The 16696-nt window shown below is 43.9% G+C and carries 13 protein-coding genes; 12 read left to right on the top strand and 1 reads right to left on the bottom strand.

Going from position 1 to position 16696, the window contains the following annotated elements; all coding sequences use genetic code 11:
* Nucleotides 1–3: 3 nt before the first annotated feature.
* On the top strand, nt 4–1290 hold the full coding sequence (gene amaA, locus QJS82_RS07230) for an L-pipecolate oxidase (RefSeq protein ID WP_281490035.1): 1287 nt from the start codon (nt 4–6) through the stop codon (nt 1288–1290).
* A gap of 137 nt (nt 1291–1427) precedes the next feature.
* Here the strand turns inward: amaA and QJS82_RS07225 are convergent, their stop codons facing one another.
* The gene (locus QJS82_RS07225) at nt 1428–2363 is read right to left on the bottom strand and encodes a LysR substrate-binding domain-containing protein (RefSeq protein ID WP_281490034.1); all 936 of its coding nucleotides are present in this window, start codon (nt 2361–2363) and stop codon (nt 1428–1430) included.
* 106 nt (nt 2364–2469) lie between these two features.
* On the opposite strand from QJS82_RS07225, the gene QJS82_RS07220 reads away from it, so the two are divergent.
* The 11 genes from QJS82_RS07220 (at nt 2470) to QJS82_RS07170 (ending at nt 16646) form a co-directional block, all read left to right on the top strand.
* Nucleotides 2470–3198 carry a cupin domain-containing protein gene (locus QJS82_RS07220; protein WP_281490033.1) on the top strand — a complete coding sequence of 243 codons (729 nt, stop codon included), beginning with the start codon at nt 2470–2472 and terminating at the stop codon, nt 3196–3198.
* Nucleotide 3199: 1 nt separating this feature from the next.
* Nucleotides 3200–4333, top strand: a complete 1134-nt coding sequence (locus tag QJS82_RS07215; RefSeq protein WP_281490032.1) for a flavin monoamine oxidase family protein — start codon at nt 3200–3202, stop codon at nt 4331–4333.
* 622 nt (nt 4334–4955) lie between these two features.
* Complete coding sequence (locus tag QJS82_RS07210) at nt 4956–5528, top strand: TetR/AcrR family transcriptional regulator (RefSeq protein WP_281490031.1); 573 nt, start codon at nt 4956–4958, stop codon at nt 5526–5528.
* Between the two features lie 189 nt (nt 5529–5717).
* The gene (betB, locus tag QJS82_RS07205) at nt 5718–7235 is read left to right on the top strand and encodes a betaine-aldehyde dehydrogenase (RefSeq protein WP_281490030.1); all 1518 of its coding nucleotides are present in this window, start codon (nt 5718–5720) and stop codon (nt 7233–7235) included.
* A gap of 119 nt (nt 7236–7354) precedes the next feature.
* Nucleotides 7355–9055: a choline dehydrogenase gene (gene betA / locus QJS82_RS07200; RefSeq protein ID WP_281490029.1), complete on the top strand. Its 1701-nt coding sequence runs from the start codon at nt 7355–7357 to the stop codon at nt 9053–9055.
* Nucleotides 9056–9405: 350 nt separating this feature from the next.
* Nucleotides 9406–11451 (top strand): choline BCCT transporter BetT, encoded by a 2046-nt coding sequence (gene betT / locus QJS82_RS07195; protein ID WP_281490028.1) that lies wholly within the window; start codon nt 9406–9408, stop codon nt 11449–11451.
* 761 nt (nt 11452–12212) lie between these two features.
* A complete protein-coding gene (locus tag QJS82_RS07190; protein ID WP_281490027.1) occupies nt 12213–13031 on the top strand; it encodes a hypothetical protein in 819 nt (272 codons plus the stop codon).
* A gap of 154 nt (nt 13032–13185) precedes the next feature.
* Entirely contained in the window at nt 13186–13770 is a 585-nt protein-coding gene (locus QJS82_RS07185) for an alpha/beta hydrolase (RefSeq protein ID WP_281490026.1), read from the top strand.
* A gap of 291 nt (nt 13771–14061) precedes the next feature.
* Nucleotides 14062–14697 carry a hypothetical protein gene (locus tag QJS82_RS07180; RefSeq protein ID WP_281490025.1) on the top strand — a complete coding sequence of 212 codons (636 nt, stop codon included), beginning with the start codon at nt 14062–14064 and terminating at the stop codon, nt 14695–14697.
* 340 nt (nt 14698–15037) lie between these two features.
* Nucleotides 15038–15697, top strand: coding sequence for a glutathione S-transferase (locus QJS82_RS07175; protein ID WP_281490024.1), 660 nt, complete (start codon nt 15038–15040; stop codon nt 15695–15697).
* Nucleotides 15698–16043: 346 nt separating this feature from the next.
* Nucleotides 16044–16646: a hypothetical protein gene (locus tag QJS82_RS07170; RefSeq protein ID WP_281490023.1), complete on the top strand. Its 603-nt coding sequence runs from the start codon at nt 16044–16046 to the stop codon at nt 16644–16646.
* The last annotated feature ends 50 nt before the right edge of the window (nt 16647–16696 follow it).

The raw sequence follows: 16696 nt of genomic DNA, 5'->3' as shown, positions 1-16696 counted from the left end.
AAGATGTTGCAAGAGCAATGTTTGTGGAATATGACCGCACCTATTATTGATACTTACAGCCAGATGAATAGCGATACTGAAGCGACTATTTGTATCATAGGCGGCGGTTATACAGGGTTATCGGCGGCGATTCATTTGGCAGAAAAAGGCGTCAAAGTTATCTTGCTTGAGAGCCATACGATAGGCAGTGGCGGCTCCGGTAAAAGCGTAGGGCTCGTCAATGCAGGTACTTGGGCGCGCCCTGATGATTTGAATATTGCGCTAGGTGAAGCGGCAGGTGAGCGCTTGACAGACGCCCTTGGACAAGCGCCAAGCTTAGTATTTGACTTAATCAAACGTTATAATATCGACGCCCAAGCCACTCAAGCCGGTAATATCCACATGGCACATAACGCTAAAGGTGAAGTCGATGTCGATATTAGATACGAGCAGCTAAGTCGTCGCGGTGCGAATGTTGAGGTATTAACCGGTAGTAAATGCCATGAGTATTGTGGTACCAAGAATATCAATAAGGCACTACTCGATCACCGTGCTGGTACCATCAATCCCTTGGCTTATGTTAGAGGGCTGGCCAAAGTAGCAAAAGATCTTGGCGTCACCATCTATGAGCATTCCGCTGTTGAAGCCATAGAAAAGGTGGATGGCTATTGGTATGCAAGGACTTCTAAAGCGCGCGTGAAATCTGAGCGCGTCATTATTGCAACCAACGCTTATACCGAAGGCGAATGGACAGAAATTAAAAAGACGTTTTATCTGGTTTATTATTATCAGATTGCATCTGAGCCGCTCAGCGGAGAGGCGGCAGATCGTATTTTGCCATACAAAACAGGGGCATGGGATACACGCTTGGCCTTGTCTAGCTTTCGCCGTGATGACGATGATCGCCTATTATTGGGAACGGTGGGTGGTACACAGCTTAAACCAAAATCCTTTTATCAATCATGGGCCAATGCGGTGCAAAAAAGCTATTATCCAGATTTGCCGGCATTTAAGTGGCAGTACGAGTGGACTGGCAGTTTTGGCTTTACGCAAGATCATATTTTTCGAGTCATGGAGCCCGCTGAAGGCTTGCTGACCGCAACGGCTTATAACGGTCGCGGCATTACCACAGGCACGCTAATGGGTAAGTGCTTTGCAGATTATATAATGACCGGTAATAGAGACAGTATTCCCTTACCATTTAAGACTTTAGAAGAGGCAAAAGTTTCTTTTGGAAGCATTAAGTCAGGCTTTACTGAGCTGGGACTGACTTTATATCATGCGGGTCAATGCCTAAGAATTATTGGGTAGGGAATTTGGACAGGAAATAGTGACACACCTTAGTCTGATAGAAATGTTGAACTTTGCCTAAACCGCTAAGTAAGTTTAGGCAGTATTTTCCTTTAAATTGAATCGGCTATTTATTTTTCATGTTGAGCCGACTATACTTAAATAAAGTTGCTCTCATGAGTGGATGACACTTCTGAAAACAGCCAATCACGAAAGGCTTTAAGCGTTGCCATATGGGCAGATTCCGCTTGATAAACGACGTAATAAGCCAATGGCGAGCTAAAGGTAATTTCAGGAAACAATCGTACCAAGCGTCCGGCAGCGACATCATCACGTGCCATCACACTACGCGCCAACGCAACTCCATGACCATTGATGACCGCTTGGAGCACCGCTGCTGAGTTATTGATTTGCATGCCTCGCGAGGTATCTACTTTGCTGAGCGCAGCATTGGTTAAACGGGCTTGTGCAAGCCAATCATCCCACGAAGGAAAACCGATAAAACCATCCATGGAACGGTCATGGATGAGCATCTCTTGGGTCAAATCAAGCGCGTTTTTTCCTTGTAACAATTGCGGCGAGCAAACCGGATAAATCTCTTCTTCCATCAGCTTTTCGCTAACTAATCCTGCCCAAACTCCAGCACCATAGCGCACGCCGATATCGACGTCTTGGATGGCAAAGTCGATTGATTTAGCACTGGTGTCAAGGCGTACATCGATATCTGGTTGCAAGCTTTGGAATCGATCGATACGCGGTAACAGCCATTTAGCGGCAAAAGCAGGGCTGACGGTCACCGTGAGTACGCCGCTATTTGAGCCTGCTTGTAACTGTGCCAATCCTTGTGCCAAGCTGTCTAAGCCTGCCCGAATATGAGGCAATGCCAGCTCGACTGTTTTGGTGGGAATTAAGCGCGATTTGCCGCTAGGTTTGCGATAAAAAAGCGGTAAGCCTACCGCATCCTCCAAGCTACGTACCAGTTGACCGACGGCAGCAGGAGTCACGTTTAGCTCGTCTGCCGCCGCAGAAAAACTTTGATGACGGGCGCTTGCTTCCAAGGCACGTAGGGCGTTTAAATGCACGGCTTTCTTCATAGTGGCAAACATTTTCTTTTAGAGAGATGAATATTATCTCGTTTGTCAGCCGATGTAAATCAGCGGATAATTGACGGCATCAAACCTTATCTTTGGAAGATAATTTATGCTTATCAATGCAGATTTTACCTGCCGTGCTTCATTAGCGCCCGAACACTATCAATGGGTGTCATCACCGCAAAATGGCGTCGAGCGCGTGATGCTCGACCGCGTCGGCGCAGAAAAAGCCCGTGCCACCAGTATCGTGCGCTATGCCCCTGACTCTTATTTCCCCCATCATTTGCACCCGGGCGGCGAGGAGATTTTGGTGTTGTCGGGTACTTTTTCGGCAGATAATATCGATTATCCAGCAGGTTGCTACTTACGCAATCCACCAAACTCTGGTCATCAGCCGTATAGTAAAGAGGGCGCGGTTATTTTTGTCAAACTTTGGCAAATGCCAGCAGCAGAGGCGCGTTATGTCGCCATCGATACCAATGATGCGGCAAATTGGCAAAAACAAGGCAATCGTGATGTCTGTCATTTATTCTCAGACGCCAGCGAGCAGGTCAGCTTACAACGCTTGGATACTAATGAGGTGCTATTTACTGAAGCTATCAAAGGCGGCGCTGAGATATTAGTGCTAGACGGTGAAATGATAGACGGCGAGCTGATAGATGTCGAATTAGTAGAAGAAAGGATAATAGATAACGCTCAAATTTATACTCGCGGTGGTTGGATACGCTTGCCAGTAGATGCGCTGACACCAATAAAGGCAGGCGAGTACGGCGCTACGGTTTATCTTAAAACTGGTCATCTGTCTCATATCATCGGTGCTGACGTGGAAGGAGCATAATATGCAAACAGTACCTGTAGCGATTATTGGCGGCGGCTTAAGTGGCTTGTATGCGGCTTATTTATTAGAGAAAAAAGGCGTTGATTATGTGCTGTTAGAAGCGCGTCCAACCTTGGGTGGTCGTATTGTGACCGCGCGGGCAACTGACCCAAATACTGCACAAATAATAGATAACACCAGTGGCTTTGATTTGGGACCATCATGGTTTTGGCCAGAGTATCAGCAGCAGTTGGCGCGTTTGATTGATGAATTGCAGTTAGAGAGTTTTACACAATTCGAAGAGGGCGATATGTTGGTTGAGCGCTCGCCTAATGAGCCTGCTATGCGTACGCACGGCTATAAAAGTGCGCCGCCGTCTATGCGACTTAAGGGTGGTATGGCGACATTGATTGACGCGCTCTATCAGCGTTTAGATGCCACGCGGATTTTGACCAATCAAAAAGTGCATCAGCTGCATAATACTGGGCAGTATATTGAAATCACTAGCGAAGCTGAATCTGGGCAAGTGGCTGTTTGTCAGACACAGCAGTGGCAAGCGCAGCATGTGTTACTGGCGCTACCGCCTCGATTGGCAGAAGAAAGCATAATATTCGAGCCTGCTTTACCGACTAATCTCAAGACACAGTGGCGAGGGACGGCCACATGGATGGCGCCGCACGCTAAGTACCTTGCTGTTTATGACAGTCCATTTTGGCAACAACAAGGATTGTCAGGCTCAGCACGCAGCGGACAAGGACCGATGGTTGAGATTCATGATGCATCGGTGACAGATGGTAACGGGGCATTATTTGGTTTTATAGGCGTACCTGCATCCGTACGCCAAACTGTCTCTGCAGACGTATTAAAGGCCCATTGCCGTGCGCAACTGGTGCGGTTATTTGGGGCGCAAACAGAATCACCTCAGGCTGAATATCTTAAGGACTGGGCGCAAGAGCCATTTACGGCAACCGCTGCTGATGCAAATAGTGATGGTCAGCATGCCACAGCCCCTATGTCTAAAGCGCTATCTGGCGTCTGGGCAAACAGTCTGAGCGGTATCGGAAGCGAATGGTCAGCGCCGTTTCCCGGTTATATCGCGGGCGCTATCGATGCGGCAAGCATCGGCGTTAAAAATTTACCTGAGTCGATAGCATAGTCAGTTCAAAATAGAAGCGCTACGTTATAGCTATGTGCGACTGGTATAAATTTTCCTTGCTGTTATCAAGTGTCACCATATTGATACTTGATAGGCACCATCAGTCTACTTGACTTAAAACTTCAACATTCATTTCTCTACTATTTAGACCATGTAGCTTTATCTAAGCCAATGTGGTCTAAATCAGCCTCTTCTAAAATAGTATTTTCTAGAACAACTTTCTCTAGAATAATGTTCTATAAAACCCAGATACATACTAGCCCTTCACATTGCTGTATTATTTCTATAAAATACCGACCGTGTGGTTTCTTTTATACGATAGATAACTTTATCCTTATAAAACGGCTTTCTGAACTTTGGATAAATAAATAATCCCTATCTTCTTTAAGGCAGAAACCTCATGTCTGCGTCTTAGCATCATGGCTAAGAGCTTATGATGAGCTTGCAAGAGTCATTATTTTTAAGTGCTTGGCGTGAAGTATTTAGTAAAGACTGGTTATACGGCGGTAGTTGCCATCACTAGCATTGTCAAAATTGTCAGAATTATGGATGGCATAGAAAGCGGTAATAGTGGCGACAAACTTATTCTCAAACTCTTTGGTGCATGAACATCGAGATAAAAATGAAAACAGAAAATGCTTATAAACGTAAAAAACAGCCAGAAATCGTACGTCGTGCGCTGCTTGATCAGGCAGCACGCATCACGCTAGAGCAGGGGTTGTCTAAAGTCACTTTTCAAGCCGTCGCCGATGCAGTTGGGGTGACCAAAGGTGGGGTGATGCATCATTTCACTACCAAGAATGCGTTGATTTTGGAAGTATTCCATGACGCGATGAAAAAGTTTGAGACAGAGGTTGATACGGCGATGGCCAAAGACCCAGTGCCTTACGGTTCGTTTACCCGTGCCTACATCAATGCCACGATTAGCTTAGGTGAAAAAGGGCAGGAAGAGTTTGATAATCAGGCAACCTTATACGTATTGATGCTGGCGGACAGCGAGCTGCGCAAGCTGTGGGCTGAGTGGTCAAATGAGCAATTAGACAAGCATAAACCAACTGACAATACCGAAACGTTATGCATGGTGCGTCTGGTCGCTGATGGTATTTGGCTCTCTGATTTTTCCGGCATTAATATATCCGATAAAAAATCATTACGTGAGCGTTTGCTAAAAATGACCCAACCTGAACATGAATAAAACGCTGCTTTGTTTTGATTTAAACACAATACTTTAAACACAGCGCTTTAAGCGTTTATTAAAGAAATGCTTAAAGAAAAAATTTTAGAAATAAACGATATAAATTTATTTTAAATACTTAACCCATGACGACATTATTTGCTATTGGCTTTTTTATAAAGCCTTTACCAGTCGTCGATAGGAGAACCTATGACAGATTCAAACATAAGCAACCCAAACAACTTAAAAGACATCATCGATTTAGAGCAAATACAAACCGCTTATATCAACGGTCGTTATTTGGCGGTCGATGAATCATTAGCGACATTTGAAGATATTAATCCAGCGACAGGTGAAGTGTTAGCTATCATTCAACAAACAACTAATGAGCAGGTTAATGAAGCGGTAAAAGCGGCGCAAAAAGGTCAAAAAGTGTGGGCAGCGATGACAGCGGTTGAGCGCAGTCGGATTTTGTTAAAGGCGGTTGCGATATTGCGCGAACGCAATGATGTGCTGGCATTACTTGAAACCAAAGACACGGGTAAAGCTCTTTCTGAAACCAAATATGTTGATATCGCCACCGGTGCCGATGTCGTTGAGTATTATGCCGGTCTTGCGCCAATGCTTGAAGGTCGTCAGATTCCGCTGCGTGATAGCAGCTTTGTTTATACCCGCCGCGAACCGCTTGGCGTGGTCGCAGGTATCGGCGCGTGGAATTATCCGATTCAAATCGCGATGTGGAAGGCAGCGCCAGCATTGGCCGCTGGGAATGCGATGATTTTTAAACCCTCAGAAGTCACACCGTTAACGGCACTAAAACTGGCAGAAATCTTGACAGAAGCAGGCTTACCAGACGGCGTCTTTAACGTTGTGCAAGGGGATTATAAAGTTGGCGAAGCGCTAACCCAGCATCCTGATATCGCCAAAGTATCGTTTACGGGCGGCGTACCAACGGGTAAAAAAGTCATGGCAAGCGCGGCATCATCGTCGCTTAAAGACGTGACCTTAGAGCTTGGTGGTAAGTCGCCATTAATCATATTTGATGATGCTGACATCGATACCGCTGCTGATATTGCCATGATGGCGAACTTCTATAGTACCGGTCAGGTTTGTACCAATGGCACGCGCGTCTTTATCCCCAAAACCTTACAAGCCAAGTTTGAAGAAGCTATCTTAACGCGCGTCGAGCGTATTAATTTAGGCAATCCGCTGGACGAGAGCATCAACATGGGGCCATTGGTCAGCTTCCCACATATGGACAGAGTGCTTGGCTATATCGAGCAAGGTAAAGCGGGCGGCGCGCGTCTATTGACTGGCGGCGAACGTGTCACAACAGGCGAGCTTGCCAATGGCGCGTTTGTCGCACCGACTGTGTTTACGGATTGCAGCGATGATATGAGCATCGTACGTGAGGAAATATTTGGTCCCGTGATGTCGATATTGACGTACGAGACGGAAGAAGAAGTCATTCGCCGCGCCAATGATACCGAGTATGGCTTGGCAGCAGGAGTGGTAACCGCTGATTTGACCCGAGCGCATCGAGTAATCGGTCAGATTGAAGCGGGTATTTGCTGGTTAAATACGTGGGGTGAGTCACCCGCGCAAATGCCAGTGGGCGGTTATAAGCATTCTGGTATTGGCCGCGAAAATGGCATTGAAGCACTTGAGCATTATACGCAGACCAAATCTATCCAAGTAGAGCTTGGTAAGTTTGAATCGGTATTTTAAGCAGTTGTATGGTAAAAATTTTTAAAACAGTAAGGTTGGCGTATGAGGACTCATTTGTCCTTTTGGCACCGCCTTACTGATATGAAATGATGGATTTTTTTAATATTATGGAGCGTTTTATGACATCAACCACACCTGAATATGACTACATCATCGTCGGCGCAGGCTCAGCAGGAAATGTGCTGGCCACCCGCTTGACCGAAGATGCCAACATTAAGGTGTTGCTGTTAGAGGCGGGTCGTCCGGACCATCGCTTAGACTTTCGTACGCAGATGCCAGCGGCGCTCGCGATGCCGTTACAAGGAACCACTTATAACTGGGGTTATAAAACCGATCCCGAACCTTATATGAATAACCGCGTCATGGACTGTAGTCGCGGTAAAGGTCTTGGCGGCTCATCATTGATTAATGGGATGTGCTATATCCGTGGCAATGCGCTTGATTTTGACGATTGGGCCAAAATAAAAGGCTTAGAAGATTGGACTTATTCAGACTGCCTACCTTATTTTAAAAAGTTAGAAAACTGTGACGCTGGCGAGAATGATTATCATGGTGTCGGTGGTCCGGTTGAAATGACCACCTCAAAGCCAGGAGTCAATCCGCTGTTTGAAGCGATGATTGAAGCGGGCGTGCAAGCTGGCTACCCGAGCACGGATGACCTAAATGGTTATCAGCAAGAAGGCTTTGGGCCAATGGATCGTTTTGTGACGCCAAATGGTCGCCGTGCCTCCACGGCGCGTGGTTATCTTGACCGTGCCAAACCGCGCAGTAACATCACTATTTTAACTGGCGCATTGACTGATGTGATTCTCTTTGATGGTAAGCGCGCTGTCGGTGTTAAAGTTGCGCATCAAGGTCAAACCAAAAACTTCTACGCATCTCGTGAAGTGATTGTTTCATCGGGTGCGATTGCCTCGCCGCAGTTATTGCAGCGTTCAGGGATTGGTCCTGGTCAATGGCTTAAAGATGTGGGCGTGACTGAAATTCTAGATTTACCGGGCGTCGGTAATAACCTACAAGACCATTTAGAGCTGTATATGCAGTATGAATGTAAGCTGCCGGTCTCGATTGCGCCTGCCAATAAATGGTGGAATAAGCCTGCCATTGGTGCGGAATGGTTGTTTAATGGCACCGGGCTTGGGGCGTCAAATCAGTTTGAAGGTGGCGGCTTTATCCGTACCGATGAGAAGTTTACCCATCCTAATATTCAGTATCATTTCTTGCCGTTAGCGGTGCGTTACGATGGTCGCAGCGCGGTGAAATCACACAGCTTCCAAGCGCATGTGGGCTCATTACGCTCCCCAAGTCGCGGTCGCGTCAAGCTAACCTCGAAAGATCCAAGCGCGCATCCAAGTATCTTATTTAACTATATGTCGCATGAGCAAGACTGGCAAGAGTTCCGCGCCGCCATGCGTATCACTCGCGAGATTATGCATCAGCCAGCGCTTGACCCTTATCGTGGTCGAGCTATTGCGCCGACCGATGATTTGGTGACCGATGCACAGTTAGACGAGTATGTCCGTAACCATAGCGAGACGGCTTATCATCCATCATGTACCTGTGCGATGGGCGAAGGTAATGATTCGGTGGTCAATGGCGAAGGACTGGTACACGGTATCGATGGCTTGCGCGTGGTCGATGCGTCGATTATGCCAAATATAATCAGTGGTAATCTAAACGCGACCACCATTATGCTCGCCGAAAAAATCGTTGATAAGATGAAAGGTAAGCAATTACCACGCTCGACGGCTGACTATTATGTCGCCAATGGCGCACCGCTCAGAGCCGAGCCGATGCGTGATTACAGTTCTGTTGTTTAAATGGCTGTCTAAATGAGTGTCTAAACGACGGCATAAGCTATTGGACAATAAACAATATAAGACCATTTCAAAAAAGAAGGCCTTTCACAGTAAAGGTCTTTTTTATCAGCGCGTATGTTAAGCAAATAAAGCCTTTAAGGCGGCCTCTGTTTAGCATTTGCTTTGCTATTTTAATAACAGTTTATATCTAGCAAATTTTATTTATTGGTACTGCTTTGTGCGTCATGCGGTGATACGTATTTTATGTGACTATTAGTCATAAAACTATTAGTCATAAAACTATGCAGTCATAAGACTATGACGGACAAAGCAATATCAGACCCTGTTTAATTTACCTATCGAGGTCTTTTATGTACAGCTCGCCATCAGAAGATGCGACGAAACCCCTGACTCTAAATAAGACGGTTTTTTTAGGTTCAGCTATTATTTCTATTTTATTGATCATCTGGACGATTGTGTTTCCAGATTATAGTGAGACATTATTAAGCTCAAGCATGGCATGGGTATCAGAGAGTTTTGGCTGGTATTATATGCTGGTGGTTGCCGCTTATAGTATTTTTGCCTTGTTTGTTGGTTTTTCTAAATACGGTGATATCAAGCTTGGGCAAGACCACGAAAAAGCCCAGTTCCCGTTTTTAGCATGGGCGGCGATGCTGTTCTCCGCGGGTATCGGGATTGATTTACTCTTCTTTGGTGCCTCTGAGCCGTTGATGCATTATTTGACACCGCATACTGGTTTAGAGCCTGCCAGTGCAGAAGCGATGCGTGAAGCACTGTCGCAAACTTTTTTACATTGGGGTCTTCATGGTTGGGGCATTTATGCCTTGATCGGGATGGCATTGGCGTATTTTGCTTATCGTAAAAACATGCCACTTGCCCTACGTTCACCGCTGACCCCTATTTTCGGTGAGCGCTTAATCAAAGGCTGGCTTGGTGATGGTGTTGATACCTTTGGCGTCGTCTGTACCTTAATGGGTATTGCCACCAGTTTAGGTATTGGGGTATTGCAGGCCAACGCCGGCTTGACTCATGTATTCGGTATCGAATCTAGCAAAATGGTGCAGAGCCTGATTATCTTAGGCGTGGTTATTGCTGCCGCTATTTCTGCTATGACGGGCGTTGAAAAAGGCGTGCGCCGTTTATCCGAATTTAATATGCTGTCATCGATATTGCTACTATTGGCCATATTAGTACTGGGTAATACCGTTTATTTACTCAATACTTTTACCCAAAATATTGGTCAATATTTCCAGACTATTATTTTTAAAACCTTTGATGTCTATGCTTATGATGGTACGGCTGGTGCTGATTGGAAATCAGGTTGGACGATATTTTTCTGGGCATGGTGGGTTGCTTGGGCACCTTTTGTAGGATTATTTATCGCGCGTATTAGCCGTGGTCGTACTTTGCGAGAGTTTGTCTTTGGCGTGATGTTTATTCCACTTGGTTTCATCTTTGCATGGTTCTCTATCTTTGGTAATTCAGCGATAGATTTGGTCGCCAATGGTGCCACCGAGCTTGGTGAAATCGCCGTCAATGATGCGGCGATGGGTATGTTTGCCTTGTTTGAATACTTCCCTTATAGCGATGCTTTTTCATTGGCAGGCGTGGTAATTGGCCTGATATTTTTTGTGACGTCTGCTGACTCAGGCGCTTTAGTCCTTGCGAACCTAAGCTCAAGAGGTATGACCAATGATACCGACGCACCTGTTTGGTTGCGCCTATTTTGGGCGGCAGCCACGGGTTTGATTACTTTAGGCTTACTGTTTGCGGGTGGTTTTGCCTCGCTACAATCGGTGTCTGTCATTGCCGGTTTACCGTTCTCACTTATTTTAGTGCTTTACATGATGGCTATGTGGAAGTCATTAAAAGAAGAGGGTAATAAGCGCAAAGCCAGTACCGTTGGTACGGCAAACGTGCTCGATAGTGGTAAAGGTTGGAAGGCGCGCTTGCAACGTATCGTCAGTTTCCCAAGCCATAAACAAGTCGAACGCTTTTTACAGACAGTCGTTAAGCCTGCCATGATTGAAGTTGAAAAAGAGCTAAAAGATGGTGGCCTTAAGACGGCATTGGATATCCGAAATCTGGCCAGTATCAGTAAAGATATAGACGCTGGGATGGATGAAGATGATGGTCAGATAGATGGGGTAAAACTGCGCGTCGGTCATGGCGATGAAGATGACTTTATCTATGAAGTCAATCTCATCAAAGCTGAGCGTCCGAACTTTACACTGAATACTTCAAGCAAGCAGGCCGAGTTTTATTACCGTGCTGAGGTGTTTTTAAGTGATGGCTCGCAAGAGTATGACTTGGTTGGCTATACCAAAGAGCAAGTGCTGGTCGATATCTTGCATCAGTACGAATGTCATATGCAGTATCTGCATTTAGAACGTTAATTCATTTATTAAATCATTCATCAAACGCTAGTATATGGCGTGCTAGATTTTAGATATCTGATTCACAATTTGGCAAAAGAAAACCCCATAAGTTGCATTCAGCTTATGGGGTTTTTTTATATAAATTGGTTCAATAAATAATAAGCTTAATGATAAATTTAGTGATAAATCTAGTAATAAGTGATTGGGCGACAGCAGTTGTCGCACAGCTTTTTTTAGCCTCTTTATTTTTATAAGGTTTTATATTATAGTTATTGAGTCAGGCAAAAATAACATGACAAACAGTTAACCCTCGGGGCGCAACGCTTCACTTTTTAACTGAGTTGTCTTTAGCAAGCATTTTTAATGATGTCGTTTGAACAGTATTTTTTAAACAGTATTATTTTCGTTTACTTCTAAACCACTTCGCCTGTACAAATCCAAACCTAAACCCCAAAAAACATAATGATTGATAATCAGAAAGACTGAACAGAAAAACGCTCGTTGATTTTAATTTTTTAAGCGTAATAACGATAAAAAAAGCAGCTTTACTATAATGACCAGCTACAGCTAAACAATTAGAAAAAACACCGAATCCTACATTCTAAAACCGATTAACTTACTTAAATTATAGCTAATGACGTCATTTTACAAAATGGCGAATAGACTCGGCTGGCTTAAAATTGCGCTTACTAAAGCCTAAAAAAAAGAAAACAGAACGAAAAACAATACGAAAAATACTGCAACGAACAAACTAAAATCAAAATAATAAGGATAAAACGATGACAAAGTTAACCTATCAATTTGAGCAAAAACGCATAGACGATATGCAGTGGTCAGAGGGGGCAAAACTGTCTGGAATAACGGCACTGGCGAATGATGAGAAAGGGCGGGTGCGAAACAGCCCATTGTTTTATCTTGAGACGGTTTCGATAAACAATTATGAAGATGATGTGTATTTTGTCAATAATACCGATGATACCTTAAGTTTTGTCGCGCCTTTTAGGCTGTGCCGAAACATAGGTGATGCAAGGGCTAAGCTTGGTGATGTTAGTGCTGAAAACGTAGAAAAAATAAAGCTTTACAGCGATAATATAGACCGTTTATACACGGATGTTTTACCCAAGCAAGCGGTGCGTATTGGCAGTATTCATATCATTTATGATAGCGATGCGCTGATGCAGTGGTTTATCAATGTGCCTTATAAGGGCGTTAATAAGCATTATGGCATTTGGCAATTCAATGTTGTCAAGAAGGGCGGAATTGGCGGATCTTATCCATTGCTTTTGCAGGATTTTAGCAAGCCCTCAAACGTGGTGAGTACTGATTGTGTGACTGAGCGTGATGAGATGCCGATAGAGCCTTTGCTCTATGACGAGCGCTGCTCGGTGTTAGAACAATTTATCGAACAGTATGGCGTGGCTGACGCCATATTTATCTTGGCCATTAATGATGTGCTTTATCGCTATTGTGTGGGCTGGAGTGCGCCCTACAATGAGTCGGATATTCAGGCAAAAGATATTGCGCGTAAATTAACAGAGCAAAAGCCAAAAGATACTGAGGCGGTAAAAGCCATTGTCCAAGCCGTTTACGATTTTTAGTTTAACAAAGGTTTTGCAAAAAATATCTCCATGCAGGCTTGTAAGGAGATTTTGGGTTTATACCAAGCGCAGATTACCAATCAAAAGGCGGTTTAAATGACGAAGCAAATGAATAAAAAGTAGGTCTAAACAATAATAAAAAAAGGAGAGAGCTATGATGTTTCCTATCGAAAATAACGAGACGTTTTTATTGTTTTTTCATGGTCTCGATTCGAGTTGTGAGACCAGTAAGTATACTTGTATCACACGGGAGCCGAAATATTGTCAAACGGTCAATTACCGCGAAAATTTTGCAGAAATATTTGAAATTTACGATGCTTTAATTCAAGAAAAGATGCAAGACTATCCACGCGTGGTGCTGGCAGGGCATTCGCTTGGTGGTTGGTTTGCCAATCATTTCTCGCATAAATATAACTTACGCGCGCTCTTGATTGCGCCTTGTATTTATCCAAGTGACGTTTTAGCGGACCGTATTCTGGCAGTGGCCGATATGAAACTGTCTTTTCCGACCTCAAATACTGAGATGGTACGAGTTATGGTGGAAGTCGACGATGAAAGTTTGGATGTGGCGGTCGCTAGACGAACTCTGGTCAATCTGCCGGATAGCTGGGAAGTTGATTATTTCGACGGCGGTCATCACCGTATCGCTCGCAGTAGTGATATTTGGTATCACTTGGTTCATTTGTGTGAAGACCCTATTGTTTGGATGGATGAAGCGACGTATCATGGTGAAGATTAGGATATTTCTTTAAAAAAGAAGCATTGATATCAGTATTTATTTTCTATGAGCTGATGTGCTATCATTATTAAACGATCTAATCATCTATCGTGGGTTTAACAGTTTTGTCGTTACCAATTGCTATTGCAAATTATCATGATTGCAATGGGTGGTGGCGTACAAACCTTGCAACTTCCAGCACGATATAAAACAATCCTGGTAAAGCGCATGAGCCTGTACTCCGACATCCTCATTTGTGCCTGATTTTATACTTTTTCGTCGGAGTTATAGGAATCTAAGGTCTTCACTATCATGAGCCAATCTGCCAATCCATCCAAATATACTCGCCGTTATCATCCGCGTCATCCTTTAGCACAATATGCAATCACTCAAATAGACACCCTCGAGCTGTGCGCGCAAGATATTGTCAAAGCCATGGGTTATTCTATTAAGTACACGATTCCTGCCTGTGATCGTTTGCGTCATGTGTTGTCTAATAAACATCTTGGTCTTGATGGTAGCTATATGGATAAATGCTTTACCGCCGATGAGTTTTTAGCCAAGCTATTTTTGGTACTAGAACTGCCTTATGAGCGCTTTGCCGAAGATATTGCCCAGATTAAATATGAGTTGGCGCATTGTCCTCAGCCGCAACCTCGATATCGCTTACAAGCCGATGTCGATTATAAATTTACTGGCGGCGCAAATTGGATGTCGCGTTGGGGAGTCTCGTTCTTAGAGCAAGTACGTTTGCCAAGTGGATTTGCTAAATTGGATGAAGCTGCGCGTAAGGCCGTGATTAAACAAGGTATCCGCGAGCATTATCGGCAGCATGATGGTCAACTGCCTTATGATGGGATTATTAAAGGCTATCGCTTGATTGTTGAGCAGCAAGATGAAGTGGTCGGTAAAATAGAATATGGATTGCCAAAATCCAGCAGCGTTTAATAGCCTAAGCATTATTAATCTTATAATTTTAGACAATCACCTTTACAATGTTTTAGGTTAAGTATCAGATTAAAAACAAGCCTCACTACTATTAAAAGTCGTGAGGCTTTTTTATTGGTTAACTATTATTTTAAAATTGAGCGAACGTTTTTTAAGCGGGCTCGCTATATTATTAAACATCAAACCTAGCCTTGAGGGCAAGCACTAGCATTGTTATCATGAGTAGGTGAAGGTATGGCCATGACCACAGCTAAAATCCGCACATACCTTAGCCATAAAACGCTAGCTTTTATGTTTAAAATTATTAATCTCAATTTCAATTTAATGGCGAAACCTACCTATGACTTCCTCTTATCCGTGTCTGTACTCTTTTCGTCGCTGCCCTTATGCCATGCGCGTCCGCCTTGGCATATTGTTTGCCGAGCTGCAGGTAGAGCTGCGCGAGATAACGCTGAAAAATAAGCCGCCGCAAATGCTAGCGATTAGCCCAAAAGGTACGGTACCTGTGTTGCAGCTTTTAGATGGCACGGTGATTGAAGAGAGTAGAGAGATAATGATATGGGCGCTTGCGCAGCAAGATCCGCAAGGATTGCTTCATGATGCAGCTTTACATGACGCGAATGTCTTGATTGATAAAAACGATAACGAGTTTAAACATTGGCTAGATCGCTATAAATACGCTGACCGTCATCTCGAGATGAGCCAAACAGAGTATCGACAGAAGGGTGAAGTATTTTTACAGCTTTTAGAGGAATTACTAACTAAAAATCCTTATTTGCTAGGGAAGGGTATCACGCTTGCTGATATTGGGATTATGCCTTTTGTCCGTCAATTCGCTCATGTAAATCGCGATGTTTTTTACAATCTCCCTTATCCAAATTTGCAGCGTTGGCTACAAGATTGGCTTCAGCATCCGCTTTTTTTGCAAGCGATGACTAAGTTTCAGCCGTGGCAAGATGGGGATGAGGTGGTGGTTTTTCCTTTGTCTTCAATAAGCTAAGATTTAGTCTGACTGCGATAGTTACTAACTCCGTGCTGTAAGTAAGCTTGAGGTATCAGGCTTATGAGATTTAGCCCCTTTTTTAGCTAAATCATAATATTAAACCACTTCTCATTTCTATTCGCTCTTTGGTCATGGATAAGTCATATCATCTATGCCGAAGAAAGCGTACAGCTCGACAAATATTTTTATCCTTGCTAATATACAAGGACATCGTGGGTTTAACGCTACTTCCAGCACGATGAAAAACAATAACTGGTAAAACGCACAACTCCTTTTTCTCTGTAAAGTTAAAGCGACTGTGCTGAATCATTTTGGCATACACAGAGTAACAGGAGCGCCTCATATGACTATTTCTAGTCAATCGACAACGACACTGCAATCTATCATTCTAAAACGTATCGAGCAAAAAACGCTATCCCATCATGAAATACTGACGCTAATGGGGTATCATAATCATCCTAAAACGACAGACAAGGCCATTAATCGCTTGCAAACAGTTCTATCTAGCCCTGCGTTGGGACTGACTAATAAAATCTACGATTTTAAGTATGCTGCCTCGGAATTTGTTGAAAAGTTATGTAGCGTTTTGGGCATCGATAAAATGGTATACCAACCCCTTTTAGCAGAGTTAGAGCGCGATGCCAGTCATTTATTAAATGCCATCACACCGATTGTTTATGCTGATATTACCTTTAATGAAGACTTTAGACCGTCATTCAATTCATATATGGCGGTGGATAAATTTAAACGCATCTCATTAGATGATGAAGTCAGGCTATTACCGCGTCAAAAGCAGCTAAACATCATTAATGAGCGCATCACTGCCCACTATAAGGCGATGCAGGGTGAAATTCCATTTGCTGGGGTGATTAGAGAATATAAAGTAGTATTCAATAATGGCCGCGACGATGAAGCACGACTTTATATTGCACATCACCAGCTATAAAAGACGCGTTATAAAAACACATTTATACAAGACTATTGATAATTAAGATA

Origin of the sequence: Psychrobacter maritimus, assembly GCF_029953575.1 — a bacterium.
Classification (GTDB): domain Bacteria; phylum Pseudomonadota; class Gammaproteobacteria; order Pseudomonadales; family Moraxellaceae; genus Psychrobacter; species Psychrobacter maritimus.
Note: the sequence above shows the minus strand (reverse complement) of the source record. Positions and strands in the feature narration are given on the sequence as shown.